Source organism: Ensifer sp. SSB1 (assembly GCF_016652895.1).
GTDB lineage: Bacteria > Pseudomonadota > Alphaproteobacteria > Rhizobiales > Rhizobiaceae > Ensifer.
Window position 1 is genome coordinate 1 of the sequence record NZ_JAEPRP010000192.1, and the last position, 13,627, is coordinate 13,627.

Annotated in this window: 18 protein-coding genes; 6 read left to right on the plus strand and 12 right to left on the minus strand. The window is 62.1% G+C overall.

Translation table 11 applies throughout. The features are described 5' to 3' along the window. Nucleotides 1-6: 6 nt before the first annotated feature. The 11 genes from I8N66_RS31605 to I8N66_RS31655 form a co-directional block, all read right to left on the minus strand. Complete coding sequence (locus I8N66_RS31605; protein WP_113536430.1) at nt 7-546, minus strand: MotE family protein; 540 nt, start codon at nt 544-546, stop codon at nt 7-9. Continuing rightward, nucleotides 543-1,658: a flagellar basal body P-ring protein FlgI gene (locus I8N66_RS31610; protein ID WP_113536431.1), complete on the minus strand. Its 1,116-nt coding sequence runs from the start codon at nt 1,656-1,658 to the stop codon at nt 543-545. The genes I8N66_RS31605 and I8N66_RS31610 overlap by 4 nt, the downstream gene beginning before the upstream one ends. Continuing rightward, complete coding sequence (gene flgA / locus I8N66_RS31615; RefSeq protein WP_113536432.1) at nt 1,655-2,167, minus strand: flagellar basal body P-ring formation chaperone FlgA; 513 nt, start codon at nt 2,165-2,167, stop codon at nt 1,655-1,657. The genes I8N66_RS31610 and flgA overlap by 4 nt, the downstream gene beginning before the upstream one ends. A 17-nt stretch (nt 2,168-2,184) precedes the next feature. Continuing rightward, nucleotides 2,185-2,973, minus strand: coding sequence for a flagellar basal-body rod protein FlgG (gene flgG / locus I8N66_RS31620; RefSeq protein ID WP_113536433.1), 789 nt, complete (start codon nt 2,971-2,973; stop codon nt 2,185-2,187). A gap of 11 nt (nt 2,974-2,984) precedes the next feature. Further along, nucleotides 2,985-3,326 carry a flagellar hook-basal body complex protein FliE gene (locus I8N66_RS31625; RefSeq protein ID WP_065372406.1) on the minus strand — a complete coding sequence of 114 codons (342 nt, stop codon included), beginning with the start codon at nt 3,324-3,326 and terminating at the stop codon, nt 2,985-2,987. After that, the gene (gene flgC / locus I8N66_RS31630) at nt 3,326-3,745 is read right to left on the minus strand and encodes a flagellar basal body rod protein FlgC (RefSeq protein WP_113536434.1); all 420 of its coding nucleotides are present in this window, start codon (nt 3,743-3,745) and stop codon (nt 3,326-3,328) included. The genes I8N66_RS31625 and flgC overlap by 1 nt, the downstream gene beginning before the upstream one ends. Nucleotides 3,746-3,750: 5 nt before the next feature. Next, nucleotides 3,751-4,131, minus strand: a complete 381-nt coding sequence (gene flgB / locus I8N66_RS31635) for a flagellar basal body rod protein FlgB (protein WP_113536756.1) — start codon at nt 4,129-4,131, stop codon at nt 3,751-3,753. Nucleotides 4,132-4,306: 175 nt separating this feature from the next. After that, nucleotides 4,307-4,864, minus strand: coding sequence for a flagellar protein (locus I8N66_RS31640; RefSeq protein ID WP_291162645.1), 558 nt, complete (start codon nt 4,862-4,864; stop codon nt 4,307-4,309). Beyond that, the gene (gene fliI / locus I8N66_RS31645) at nt 4,864-6,255 is read right to left on the minus strand and encodes a flagellar protein export ATPase FliI (RefSeq protein ID WP_291162648.1); all 1,392 of its coding nucleotides are present in this window, start codon (nt 6,253-6,255) and stop codon (nt 4,864-4,866) included. The genes I8N66_RS31640 and fliI overlap by 1 nt, the downstream gene beginning before the upstream one ends. 18 nt (nt 6,256-6,273) lie before the next feature. Then, a complete protein-coding gene (gene flgF, locus I8N66_RS31650; protein ID WP_113536437.1) occupies nt 6,274-6,999 on the minus strand; it encodes a flagellar basal-body rod protein FlgF in 726 nt (241 codons plus the stop codon). Nucleotides 7,000-7,001: 2 nt separating this feature from the next. Then, complete coding sequence (locus I8N66_RS31655; RefSeq protein ID WP_291162653.1) at nt 7,002-7,781, minus strand: DUF1217 domain-containing protein; 780 nt, start codon at nt 7,779-7,781, stop codon at nt 7,002-7,004. Nucleotides 7,782-7,964: 183 nt separating this feature from the next. Between I8N66_RS31655 and motA the strand changes: the two genes are divergently transcribed. The 6 genes from motA to I8N66_RS31685 all read left to right on the plus strand — a co-directional run bounded on the left by motA (nt 7,965) and on the right by I8N66_RS31685 (nt 13,318). Then, the gene (motA, locus tag I8N66_RS31660; RefSeq protein ID WP_113132131.1) at nt 7,965-8,843 is read left to right on the plus strand and encodes a flagellar motor stator protein MotA; all 879 of its coding nucleotides are present in this window, start codon (nt 7,965-7,967) and stop codon (nt 8,841-8,843) included. A gap of 4 nt (nt 8,844-8,847) precedes the next feature. Then, nucleotides 8,848-9,792 (plus strand): FliM/FliN family flagellar motor switch protein, encoded by a 945-nt coding sequence (locus tag I8N66_RS31665; RefSeq protein ID WP_113536438.1) that lies wholly within the window; start codon nt 8,848-8,850, stop codon nt 9,790-9,792. A gap of 24 nt (nt 9,793-9,816) precedes the next feature. Next, complete coding sequence (fliN, locus tag I8N66_RS31670; RefSeq protein ID WP_291162659.1) at nt 9,817-10,461, plus strand: flagellar motor switch protein FliN; 645 nt, start codon at nt 9,817-9,819, stop codon at nt 10,459-10,461. Nucleotides 10,462-10,490: 29 nt separating this feature from the next. Beyond that, on the plus strand, nt 10,491-11,522 hold the full coding sequence (fliG, locus tag I8N66_RS31675) for a flagellar motor switch protein FliG (RefSeq protein WP_113536440.1): 1,032 nt from the start codon (nt 10,491-10,493) through the stop codon (nt 11,520-11,522). A 273-nt stretch (nt 11,523-11,795) separates the two neighbouring features. Continuing rightward, entirely contained in the window at nt 11,796-12,872 is a 1,077-nt protein-coding gene (gene flhB / locus I8N66_RS31680; protein ID WP_291162664.1) for a flagellar biosynthesis protein FlhB, read from the plus strand. A 5-nt stretch (nt 12,873-12,877) separates the two neighbouring features. Further along, nucleotides 12,878-13,318, plus strand: a complete 441-nt coding sequence (locus tag I8N66_RS31685) for a hypothetical protein (RefSeq protein ID WP_065372397.1) — start codon at nt 12,878-12,880, stop codon at nt 13,316-13,318. Nucleotides 13,319-13,398: 80 nt separating this feature from the next. On the opposite strand, the gene I8N66_RS31690 is transcribed toward I8N66_RS31685, so the two are convergent. Then, nucleotides 13,399-13,627, minus strand: a 229-nt coding sequence (locus tag I8N66_RS31690) for a helix-turn-helix transcriptional regulator (RefSeq protein WP_291162669.1), incomplete at its 5' end; no start/stop codon positions are given.

A 13,627-nucleotide genomic window follows, 5' to 3' on the forward strand; every position in this document is an offset into this window, starting at 1 on the left:
GCATTTTCATGATGGTTCCTTCGAGGTGTTCGGGTCGCTGGCGCTCGAAATGATGTTGGTGAGAGCTGCCGCTTTCTCGTCGCTCATTTCACTGAGGATCAGCGACGACTGTCGCGGCGGCAGCTGCATGACGATCGCCGCGGCGATTGCCGGATTGACCATTTCGAGCTTGCCGGCGGCCGCATCCGGCTTCATCGTCTTGTAGATATCGACGAGCCCGAGTTCGGCCTGTTTCAGGAAATCGTTGCGGCGTTTCAGCCAGTCCTCGTACTCATCGCGGCGCTTCTCCAGCGTCGCGATGCGTTCGTCGATGCTTGCCTGCAAGGTCTCGAGGTCCTTGCGCTGCAAAACATACCGCTGGTCGCGTGCCGCGTCGGCGATGTTGGTGCAGAACTGCTGAATCTCGTTCTGCGTCGCGTCGGCTGCCGGAGGTGCGGTGACGTCCTGGGCGAATGCGCCGGGCATCGTCAGCATCGAAGCTGCGGCCGCGCCGACAAACAGCAGATTGCGTACCTTGCCGAGAAATGGGTTGATGTTTGCCGTCATTGCAGCACTAGCTCCGCCTGTAGGGCCCCAGCCGTTTTGATGCTTTGCAGGATGGCGATGATACCGTCTGGCTTGACACCGATGTTGTTGAGACCGGCGACGAGGGAGCGAAGGCTCGACCCGTTGAGGATCGCCACCGTGCCGCCATCGGACTGCGCGTTGATGGTGGTGTTCGGCTCCACCTCCGTCCGTCCGCGCGAGAACGGCAGCGGCTGAACCACTGTCGGCGTCTCGCTAACCTCGACGGTCAGGGTGCCGTAGCTCACCGCCACCTCGTTGATGCGAACATCCTGGCCGATCACGATCGTGCCGGTGCGTTCGTTGATAACGACGCGGGCCGGGACATCGGTCTCGATCACGATGTTTTCGATATCGGCCATCAGCCGGGCGAGATCGGCCATCTTCGGCTTTTCGACGAGCACGGACTGGGAGTCACGCGCCTCGGCAATGCGGCCGCCATATTGCTGGGCGGCATACTTGTTGATCGCCGCCGCCATGCCGACTGCCGTCGAGAAGTCCGGATTGCGCAGTTGCAGAACGAGGTTGAAGCCGTCCTTGAACTTGGACGGCAACTCGCGCTCGATGATCGCGCCGTTGGGAACCCGCCCGGCCGTCGTCACGCCTTGGTTGAGCGTTGCCGCATCACCTTGCGCGGCAAAACCCGTCACAACGACGGAACCTTGAGCGACCGCATAGATCTGTCCGTCCGCGCCCGACAGCGAGGTCATCACCAGCGTGCCGCCGCGCAGCGAAGTGCTGTCGCCGAGCGAACCGACCGTCACGTCGACGCGGCTGCCGGGGCTCGCGAAGGGCGGCAGGGTGGCCGTCACCAATACCGCCGCAACGTTGCGCGTGCGGGAATCCCCGCCCTGGGTGGAGATGCCGAGATTCTGCAGCATTGCGCGGATCGACTGGTCGGTGAACGGCGAGGCACGCAGGGTGTCGCCGGTGCCCTGAAGGCCGACCACGAGACCGTAACCGATCAACTGGTTGTCGCGCCCAGCCTGGAGCGAGGCGACATCCTTGATCCTGGACGCACCGAGAGCCGGCGTCAGCGCCACGGAGAACGCGACGGCCAGCGTCAGGAACCATTTGCAGGCAAGCATTTTCATTTCGCCACCACATGGACAGTGCCGTCGGCCATCACCGTTCCGGAAACGATGATGCCGGTATCGATATTGCGCGCCCGGATCAGTTCGCCGATGGCGGCATCCTGGAGCGGTGATCCGGCAGCGCTGATGGTCAGGCCGCCGTTGCTAAAGACGAGGCGCACGGTGGAGCCACGTTCGACCGCGTACTGCTCGCGCAGCGCGTTTGCGAGGATCACCCGGCCGGGCAGGAGCGTGCGCTTGGTGACCTTGCCATCGATTTCGTTCAGGGTCCTGATGTAGCCATCCGCGAGATCGGGGTTGGTAACCTCGACGACTTCGACGCGGCTGCGGTCGACCGTTTCGCCCGGATAGATCGTCCGCGTCGGGATCACCGCCGTCAGCCGCTCCGCGAGGGTTGCCGATGGCAACAGGAAAGTGGCGGCAAGCAAAGCGCCAGCCGCCAGACGAAGCGCCGTGGAGGCGCGGTCGTCTTTCGAAACCTTGATGTTTGCGGATCGGCGAAACATCATGTTTGCCCCCTCTTTCGTTACCTGAGGTTCTTGCTCACCGTGGCCGCCATTTCATCGGCCGCCTGAATGATCTTGGAATTCATCTCGTAAGCGCGCTGCGCCGAGATCAGGTCGGTGATTTCCTTGACCGGATCGACGTTGGACGCCTCGAGGTACTTCTGCTTGATTTGGGCGAAGCCCGGGTCCGCAGGCGTACCGACGATGGCGTCGCCGGAAGCCGGGGTTTCCTTGAAGAGGTTGTCGCCCTGCGGCTCCAGACCAGCTTCGTTGACGAAGTTGGCGATCGTCAGCTGACCGATTTCCTGCATCGCGGGGTCGTTGCCGATGCGCACCATCACCTGACCGGAGCTGGTGAAGGCGATTTCCGTCGCATCCTGCGGAACCGTGATGCCGGGGACGACCGTGTAACCGTCGATGGTCACGAGCTGGCCCTGCGCATTCTTGTTGAAGGCGCCCGAACGCGTGTAGACCGTCTCGCCGTCCGGCGTCTCGACCTGGAACCAGCCGCGGCCCATCAGGGCCAGGTCATAGTCGTTGCCGGTGTTGACCATGCTTCCCTGGATATGCAGGTTACGCACGGCAGCCGTCTGAACGCCGAGACCGATGATCGCGCCTTCCGGAACGATTGCCTGGTTCGAACGGTTCGGCACGCCCTGGGCGCGCTCGGTCTGATAAAGCAGATCGGAGAATTCGGCGCGCGCGCGCTTGTAACCGGTCGTGTTGATGTTCGCGATGTTGTTCGCGATCACTTCGAGGTTCAGCTGCTGGGCGTTCATGCCGGTTGCGGCAATGGAAAGGGCCTTCATGTCTCGTTCCTTCAGATCTGCATGCGCGCGATTTCGAGGTAGGCGGTAACCACCTTGTCGCGGATGGCGATTGCTGTCTGGAGCGACTGTTCTGCATTCATGACAGCATCGACAACTTCACGGGTGTTTGCCTGGCCGCGAATGCCGTCGAGCGATGCGCCCTCGGCCTTTTTCATCGCGTTGATGGTATCGGTCGCCATATCCCCGAGGACCGAGGCGAAGCTCTGCCCCTGCGGCACGCCCGGCGTGGCGGCCGGCATGCCGAAGATCGACGAGGAGGAAGATGTGGAACGGGTGCCGTCGGTCTCTTTGGTGACCGAGAACGCGCCGAGGGATTTGACTGCATCGATCATTATTGCGAGGCTCTCAACAGGTCGATTGTCTGGGAAATCAGATCGCGGGACTGCTTGATGGTCTGAAGGTTGGCCTCGTAGGCGCGGTTGGCTTCGCGCATGTCGGCCATCTCGACCAGGATGTTCACGTTCGGCAACTTGACCATGCCCTTTTCGTCGGCGGCCGGATTGCCCGGATCAAACTCGATGTTGAAATCCGAATCGTCAGTGCCCTGCCGTTCGATCTCGACCAGCGAAGCGCCGCTTGCCCGGTCGACTTCGGCGGCGAAGCTGACGGTCTTGCGGCGGTAGGGGTCGGCGCCCGGCGTGTCGCCGGTCGAGCGCGCGTTGGCGATGTTTTCCGAGACGATACGCAGGCGGGTCGATTCCGCCTGGAGGCCCGAGGCCGATACCTTGAGGGCTGAGGTCAATGGATCCATGGTTCTTACTTCCGTACCGTCATCAGCATCATGCGATGAAACGCCTTCACAAGCCCGGCGCTAAGCTCGTAGTCGCGCTTGATTTCGCCGGTCTTCATCATTTCCTGCTCAATCGCGACGCTGTTGCCGGATTGCTGGATCTGTACCCCGTCGACCATGCCGACTTCGGCGACCTGCGAGGCTTGGAGGCCGTCGGTGAAGTGCGCCTTGTTCGTCGCAGCCATCTGCATGCCGGTGTCCTGCAGCACGCTTTCGAACGGCTTGACGTCCTTCGCCTTGTAGTGCGGCGTGTTCGCATTGGCGATGTTGCCGGCCACCACGTTCTGGCGAACGGTCAGCCACTGGGCCTGCCGGGACGCGAGTTCGAAAAGCTGAATCGGTTGCATCAAAAGCTCCATGCTTGGTGATGCGAACCTAGGCCGGTAATCTTGCGTGGGACTTTCGTCGGACGCAGCTGCGACAGGAACGTTTGCGTCCCGCTGCCGGCCGGCGGGGCAAAGAGCAGCGCGCCGCGCATCTCAAGAGATACGCGGCCGTCAGCTCAGACGATGTGGGGCTTGCTCAGTTGGCCTGGTAGACTTCGCCGGACGACGTGATCATCACCCACTGGCCATCGCGCTGCTCGAGCGTGGCAAGACGCGTGTTGTCGGGCAGGACGGAACCGATGCGCACGATATACATGCCGCTCGCGTCCTCGATCAGCGCCCGGCCGTTAGCGACATGCATCAGCTTGAAGCCCGACTTGCCGGGGAAGGGCTGCGAAAGTCCCTCTTCCGCGGCAGCCCCTTCCGGGCCTGGGCCATCGCCGATGCCGGGCACGGTCGCCGTCGTCAACTGGTCGATCGCGGCAAGCGTCTCGCCGTCGCCGTCGGGCATTGCCAGCGGCGAGACCGAAACGACGTTGCGGGCGGCACGCTCCGGCAGATCGCGGGTCGATCCCTGCCAGAGCGGCGGCATGGTGAACTTGTCCTGATGGAAAAAGGCATACCAGGGAAAGAACGTCGCAAAGGCGGCCAGCGCGACACCGGTCGCGGCCAGGAACTTGTCGGTCATCGGCATGCGGCTGGTGCGCTTGCGCTGATGAACCATTTCGTCCGCTTCGTAATCGGTCACCGCCATCACCTCGCTCTCGCGCCCGGTTGATTGCCCATCGCTGCCGCCTTCAAGGCATTGGCGAGATCGGCAAATGCGTCCTGCGCCGGGCGCTCGCCGGCGGTCTGTGTCAGCACGTCATAGATGACCGGCACCTGCTTGATCGCCATATCGAGGTCGGGATCGCCGCCGGGGCGGTAACCGCCGATGAGGCGAAGGTCGCGGGTTTCTTCGAAGCGGTGGATCAGCGCCTTCAGGCGCGCCACCAGCTTTTCCTGATCCGGCGTCCAGGCCTTGCGCGCCAGACGCGAAATCGATGCGAGCGGGTTGATCGGCGGGTAACGCCCCTCTTCCGCAAGGCTGCGCTCGAGCACGATGTGGCCATCGAGAATGCCACGGGTCGAGTCGGCGACCGGATCGTTGTGGTTGTCGCCATCAACGAGGATGGAGATGATCGCGGTGATCGTGCCCGAGCCTTCGGTGCCGGGACCGGCGCGCTCCAACAGACGGGGCAACTCGGTGAAGACCGAGGCCGGGTATCCGCGGGCGATCGGTGGCTCGCCGGAAGCCGTCGCGACCTCGCGGATCGCGTGAGCGAAGCGGGTGACGCTGTCGACGATCAAGAGCACATTGTCGCCATTGTCACGATAGTGCTCGGCAATGGTGACGGCCGTCAGCGGCGCCATCTTGCGCAGCATCGGGCTTTCGTCGCTGGTTGCCACCACGGCGACGGACTTCGCGAGATTGTCGCCGAGCGTATCCTCGATGAATTCGCGCACTTCGCGGCCGCGCTCGCCGACGAGCGCTATCACCACCTTGTCGAAGGCGTCTGCGCGCGCCAGCATCGAAAGAAGCGTCGACTTGCCGACACCGGAGCCGGCGAAAATGCCGAGGCGCTGGCCAAGGCAGAGAGGCGAAAAGATGTCGATCGCCCTTACGCCGGTAAGAAAGCCCTTCTCGACCCGTTTGCGGCTCATCGACGGCGGTGCGGTGTTGGAGATCGAACGGCGCACGTCGCCCTGCAGCAGCGGCCCGAGACCATCGATCGGCTCGCCGAGTGCATTGATGGCGCGGCCGCACCATTGATCGGTCGGCGCGACGCGGAACGCGCCCTTGCGGATCACGGTGTCATGGATGCCGATCGGATCGCCCGGCTCGATCGGGCAGACGACCACCCGCTCCGGCTCAACCCGCACCACCTCACCGAGATGCGTTCCGGTGACGCTCTTGTGGGCGACGAAATCACCGAGCCGCACATGCCGCGACAGACCGGTCACCGTATAGTGACCGGGCGAAATCGTCTGCACGTGACCGCCGGGGGCGATCGAGAATTCGGGCTTTGCATAGCGCTCGACGAGGCCGGCAAGTGCTGCCAGAGAGGTCGATCCCGTGCTTGTCTTCAGGCCTTCGCGTTGCATGCCGGTATCCGTCAGAAATTAGCGACTGCCGCCGAGCGTCTTGACCGCTTCCTCGAGCGATCCTTCGCTGTCACGCAACAGGGACGTGATGTTGTCGAAGGCGCGCGTGACCATGATCAGCTGCGACATTTCCTGGATGGCGTTGACGTTCGACTCCTCGAGGAAGCCCTGCATCACGCCGACGTCGAAACGGTCGACCACTGCCTCCGGCTGCATCGCCGGCTGCACGGCGCTGTTGTCGAGACGCACGAAGCCGTTGCTGAAATCGGCCTGATAGAGGCCGAGCGAGGCGACAGCGACACCGTTCTGGTGGAGCGCGCCATCGGCCCCGACGGTGATTTCACCGCCATTGCCGTTGAGCTGGATCGGCGCGCCGCCGGCATCGAGCACCGGATAGCCGCGGATCGTGACGAGTTCGCCGGCATCCGTCAGGGTGAAGCGACCGTCCCGCGTCAGGGCCGGGCCAGCCGGCGTCTCGATCTGAAACCAGGCGTCACCCTTGACGGCGAAGTCGAGCGCCCCGCCGGTGCGCGTCAGCGAACCGTTGTTGGTGTTCAGGAATTCCTCGCCCTTGCTGACATAGGCAACCTTTGTCGGCTTCGTATCGCCGAGCATCTGGTTGAACTTCACTTCAGTGCCACGGAAACCGACGGTGTTGGCATTCGCGATGTTGTCGGCAAGTGTGTTGAGGCGCTTTTCGAGCGCCATCTGCGACGAAATCGCGACGTAAAGACCGGTCTGCACGTTCAGCGTCCCCCGAGTTTCAGGCTGTTGATGGACAGGAGAAGATCGGAAGAGATGCCGTAGCCGCTCGAAGAACCGAAGACTGCGAGCGGATCATAACCGTCCGTTGAATTTTTAGTTTCCCAGAGCGCCGCGAATCGGTCGAGAAACTCGGTCAGTTTGCTCGGGCTCTGGAAGTCCTTGAAATCGATCGCTTCTTCATAGACCTCGGCCTGACGATCGACATCGGTCGCGGCGAATTCGTCAGGCAGTTGCAGCGCCGTGCGCACCACCTGGGCCAGCGCCTCGTCGGCGATGATCTCATAACCACTGCTGATCGTCGGCGCCATGCGCGAGAAATAGAGGGCAAGCCGCACGCCGGCATTCTCTTCGCCGGCATTCTGCTCCAGCGTCTGGCGGGCGTATTTGTCGGCGACGCCCTTCTGTGCGCGATCGAAGGATGTGGCGGCCGCGCCGTGAGCGGCGAAATTCAGCGATTCGACGAGCTGCTTGTAGCGGTTGTCGGTCAGCTTGTTGGCGAAGGCGTCGTCCTTGTCGATGCCTTCGGTCAGCACCTTGCGCATGAAAGCCTTGGCATAGCCCATGTCTTCGAGGCCGTGAGCCTTCATGGCGTAGTTGTAGAGCCTGCTATCGGCAAAGAAGTCGTCGATCGTTTTGACGTCGCCGATTTTCGACAGGTAGTACTCCGTCTCGCGGGCCACATCCGGCTGCTCGGCAACACGGGCCAACGACTTGCTCAAGTCGGCCGTTATCAGCTTGTAGCTCGTATAGGTCGTGGTCACGATCGGTTTGCCCCTGCCGGAATGACACAGACAGAGCATGCGCCCTGCCTTGCCAAATCCTGACCGGATAGCCTTGCGCGAACCTGTTCCGATGAATGCTCCCATCGCCCGTACCGGCCAGCCTCACGCAAGCATGAAACCGTATCCCGTTTGTGGAAAATAAGATCGCGACAGGTATCGAAAATGAACATCATCATCGGGCTTCTTGTGACGTTCGGCTGTATTCTCGGCGGCTATCTGGCCATGGGCGGCCACATGGAGGTCCTCAACCAGCCCTTCGAACTGCTGATCATCGGCGGTGCCGGCATCGGCGGCTTTATCATGGCCAACTCGATGAAGGTGGTGAAGGATACCGGCAAGGCGCTGGGTGAAGCCTTTCGCCACCGGGTGCCGAAGGAGCGCGAATATCTCGACACGCTCGGCGTTCTCTATTCGCTGATGCGGGACCTGCGCACCAAGTCGCGCAACGAGATCGAAAGCCACATCGACAACCCGGAAGAATCCTCGATCTTCCAGGCAGCGCCGACGGTTCTGAAGAACAAGGAACTGACCGCCTTCATCTGCGACTACGTGCGCCTGATCATCATCGGCAATGCCCGTTCGCACGAGATCGAAGCGCTGATGGACGAAGAAATCCAGACCATCACCCACGACAAGATGAAGTGCTATCACGCGCTGAACACGATGGGCGACGCCTTTCCAGCCATCGGTATCGTCGCGGCCGTTCTCGGCGTCATCAAGGCGATGGGCGCGATCAGCGAGGCGCCGGAAGTTCTCGGCGCCAAGATCGCAGCCGCACTCGTCGGCACGCTGCTTGGCGTGTTCCTGTCCTATTCGATCGTCGCGCCGCTGGTCGCCAACATCAAGTCCGTCCGTGAGAAGCAGAACCGCCTCTACATCATCGTCAAGCAGACGCTGCTTGCCTACATGAACGGTTCGGTGCCGCAGGTTGCGCTCGAATACGGCCGCAAGACCATCTCGGCCTACGAGCGTCCGTCGATCGATGCGGTCGAGCAGGAAATGATGAACCCCGGCGGCGGCGGCGAAAGCAAGGCGGCTTGATCCCATGAATTCCGCAACATCCAACGTTCACGCATTCGACCGGAAACTCCTGGCGCGCATGACCGGCGCGCTCGGCGACGACAAGGTGATCGGCCGGCTGGCACTTGAGCTCGGCCAGGTCTTCGGCGAATTCCTGCCCGACATCTGCCGGGCGGAGACGGGCCTCGACGTCACGATCGGCTATGCCGGTTTCCGAACGGGGCTCCGCCAGCAGCTGATCGCCGGCCTTGGTACCGGCGTGGTGATCAGCGACGTGTCGTTGCGCAACTGGTGCGCGGATTTCCAGGTCGCCTGCGACAGCCCGATCATCATCACTCTCGTCGAGGCGTTGCTCGGTGCCGAGCCTGAAGGCATCGAGGAGCCGCAGCCGCGCGCACTTTCCCAGATCGAGATCGACGTCGCCGTACCGCTTTTCGAAAAGATCGCCGACGTGCTGCGCACCGCCGTCAACGCGCCTGGCGGTTTCGAACCTATCGTCGAACGCCCGCTCAACAGCGTGTCGCGTCCCAAGGCCGATCCAATGATCGAGGACATCCATGCGGGCGCCATCGACATGACGATCGGCTTCGGCCCTGTCCTGTCCACCTTCTCCGTCATCGTCCCGCAGAGCGTCCTCTTGAAGACCACGATCGTCTTCCCGAAGGGCAGCGGCCAGCAGCGCAAGGCGAAGGCCGAATGGACCGAGCAGCTCGAGGAACAGGTCCGCCGTTCCGCCGTCACGATCGAGGCGCGCATCCGGCTCGAAAGCCTGACGCTCGAAACGATCAGCCGGCTGCAGGCAGGCGACGTCATTCCCTTCCATGACGCCCAGGACGTTCGCGTCGACGTCAACGCCAACGGTCGCGATCTCTATGTCTGCGAATTCGGGCGATCGGGATCGAAATACACGGTTCGGGTCAAGGATACCCATGGCTCCGAGCAGGACATCCTTCGCCACATCATGAGTTAAATCGGCCTGCCGCGCGCTCGCAGCATGCCTGAGGCAAGCTTCAACTGGAATAGTTCTCACATGGCACCCAAAAAAGCACCCATCAACGAACAGGCAGAAGCCGCTGTCGGAGACATGGAACTCGACCAGGCGATCAATGACCTGCGCGGTGTCCTCAAGCAGGATTCGGATGCGCCGGCAGCCTTTGGCTCGGAATTCGGCGGCGAAGCCATTGGCGCGGGAACCGAGTTCGGCAGCGAATTCGGCGCACCGGCCGGCGGCCTCGACGCATTCGGCGGCGATTTCGGCGGCAGCGACTTCGGCGCCGATCTCGGCGGCGGTTCCGCTTCGAGCGATTTCGGCGGTACGGATTTCGGCGCGACGTCCTTCGACGGCGCTGATGCCGTGATCGACGCGCCGCCCGGAAGCGGCATGACGGCCAATCTCGACCTCATCATGGATATCCCGATCGATGTCCAGATCGTGCTCGGCACCAGCCGCATGCAGGTTTCCGGCCTGATGAACCTGAGTGAAGGTGCGACGATCGCACTGGATCGCCGGATTGGCGAACCGGTCGAGATCATGGTCAACGGCCGGGTGATCGGCCGCGGCGAAATTACCGTTCTCGAAGGCGACGACACCCGGTTCGGCGTCAAACTCATCGAGATCAAGGGCAGCAAGAAGTCATAGAGCCCGATGATCGGGCGAAGGATAAATCCATGATGGATTTCGAAAGTTTCGAGGCTCAGGCGCTATCAAGGCCGCTCAGCCAGACGGACAAGGCGGCGGCCGTTCTGCTTGCCATGGGCAAGGGCGTCGCAAGCAAGCTCTTGAAGTTCTTCACCCAGAGCGAGCTGCAGTCGATCATCGCTGCGGCTCAATCGCTGCGCGCCATCCCGCCGCATGAGCTGGAAGCCCTCGTCAACGAGTTCGAAGACCTCTTCACCGAGGGCGCCGGGCTGATGGACAATGCCAAGGCGATCGAAAGCATCCTCGAAGAAGGCCTGACCCCCGACGAGGTCGACGGCCTGCTCGGCCGCCGCGCCACCTTCCAATCCTACGAAGCCAGCATCTGGGACCGCCTGCAGGAATGCGATCCGGTGGCCGTATCGATGCAGCTTGCCAAGGAACACCCGCAGACGATCGCCTACGTGCTGTCGATGATGCCTTCGGGCTTTGGCGCCAAGGTCCTGCTGCAACTTTCCGAAGAGCAGCGGCCGGACATCCTGAAGCGTGCCGTCAACATGAAGGACGTCAACTCCAAGGCGGCCGCGATCATCGAGAAACGCGTCCTGGAAATGATCGGCGAGATGGAAGCGGAACGCAATTCCGCCGGCCCGGCCAAGATCGCCGAGGTGATGAACGAACTCGACAAGCCGCAAGTGGACACCCTGCTCGCGTCGCTCGAATCGCTCAGCACCGCGTCCGCCAACAAGGTGCGCCCGAAGATCTTCCTCTTCGACGACGTGCTCTACATGCCGCAACGCAGCCGCGTTCAACTCTTCAACGACGTGTCGACGGACATCATCACGATGGCGCTGCGCGGATCGACGGGAGAACTGCGCGAATCGGTGCTCGCCTCGATCGGCGCACGCCAACGCCGCATGATCGAATCCGACCTCGCCATGGGCGATGCCGGCATCAACCCGCGCGACATCGCGATCGCACGGCGTTCGATCACCCAGGAAGCCATTCGACTGGCCGCCAGCGGCCAGCTCGAACTCAAGGAAAAGGACGCGCAAGCGGCCTGACCCGACACGCGCTTGCGGACAGCCCGCCGCACGGACGGCCGGCGCGCACCTTCCTCACCTTATTTCCTGTTGAGCCCTGGCGAATGCCGGGGCTCAGCGCTTGCCTGCCCTGCCTTCCCGGTTCACTACTGCATTTCCCTGGATCGACATCGATCTTGAGGAATATGCGGCGGCCCGACGTCTTGCAGCGACGTTTGCACGTCTGAAGAGACCCGCGGCGCTGAAGAAAGCGCGATCAACGCTGCCTGGATGTAACCGGAGCCTTCCTGCTTCATGTCTGATGATCAGGATAAAGACAGCAAAACAGAGGCCCCGTCCGAGAAGAAGATCTCCGACGCCGCCGAGAAGGGTAATGTGCCCTTCTCCCGCGAGGCGACAATGTTCGCCTCGACGCTCGCGATCTACATCTTCTTCGTCTTCTTCCTTGCCGACGGCGTCAGCACCATGGCGGAGGCCTTGAAGGACATCTTCGAGCAACCCGAAGCGTGGCGGCTGGAAAACGCGACGGACGTGGTGGCGCTCATCACCCATCTTGCGTGGAAATCGACCGCGCTGCTCGTGCCGGCCTTCGTGCAGCTCATCCATTTCGCCGTCGGCTCCTCGATCTTCCAGAACCTGCCGCGCCCAGTACTGGACCGTATCCAGCCGAAACTGAACCGTATTTCGCCGATGGGCGGTTTCAAGCGCATCTTCGGTGTCCAGGGACTGGTCGAGTTCGGCAAATCGCTGTTCAAGATCATCATCGTCTCCATCGTCGTCGTCCTGGTGCTGTGGGACGATTACTTCGCGACGCTCGACCTGATGTTCTCCGATCCGGTCACCATGTTTTCGACGATGGCGAGCGATCTCAACGAGATCATGATCGTCATCCTGTTTGCGACCGCAGTGCTGGCGATCGCCGACCTCTTCTGGTCACGGCACCATTGGTACACCCAACTGATGATGACCAAGCAGGAGGTGAAGGAGGAAATGAAGCAGGCCCAAGGCGATCCGATCGTCAAGTCGCGCCTGCGCTCGATGCAGCGTGATCGCGCACGCAAGCGCATGATCTCGTCCGTTCCGCGTGCCACGCTGGTGATCGCCAACCCGACCCACTACGCCGTCGCCTTGCGCTATGTGCGCGAGGAAAGCGACGCGCCGATCGTCGTGGCGATGGGCCAGGATCTGGTTGCCCTGAAAATCCGTGAGATCGCAGAGAAAAACGGTGTGCCGGTGTTCGAGGACCCGCCGCTTGCGCGCTCCATGTTTGCACAAGTCTCGGTCGATAGTGTGATTCCACCGGTGTTTTACAAGGCTGTTGCCGAACTCATTCACCGGGTGCATGCATCGCAACCAAAACGGATGACATAACTCCGATGAAAAAGTGCGAATTCTCCGAGAAGCGGGAACAGATCGTAGCTGAAGCAATTCGCCCCGTGGCGACCGAACTGCGTCTGATCGACGCCGCTGATTTCATCGCACTCTTGCGGTTCGAGTCCTATGCCAGCCTCGCTGATCTGGTCGAGTCGGCGGCAGAACTCTACTTTCTGCCAGGCACGGTCAACTTCGGCCTCGGCGGCAACTACAATCTGGATTGGGATTGCGAGCCGGAAATCGTCCTCGACCTGGAGCTCAAGCCCCGTGGCGTCACCATATATGTCCGCCTGTCCCTCGGCAACGAGACGGCCGGCATCGAGATCAGCCATATCAGCTTCCAGAATCCGTCGGCCGACCCGGATGAAAACACCGCCTTCCTGGCGCGAAGCCTGGCGGACGCCAAGTTCATCAAGTCCTACGAATTGCCGCTCGCCAGCTGAGGGAGCCGCTTAAGCGCGTCCGCATTTTTCCGACGCGCCAGTACTCAAGACCCTTGCGGAGCGGACAGCCGCGCCAGGTTCTAGCTGATGTAACCAAGGCGGATCGCCTTGGCGATCGCCTGGATGCGGTTGACCGAATCGAGCTTGGTCGTCGCCGCCCCCAGATAGGCGTTGACCGTGTGGACGGAGAGGCCCATGCGCTCGGCAATCTCTTCGCTGATATGGCCGTCGCCTGCCATCTGCAGGCAGGCGATCTCGCGGTCGCTGAGCGTTTCGGCCGGCGCCATGCGCTTTTCGTCGGCGGCCAGA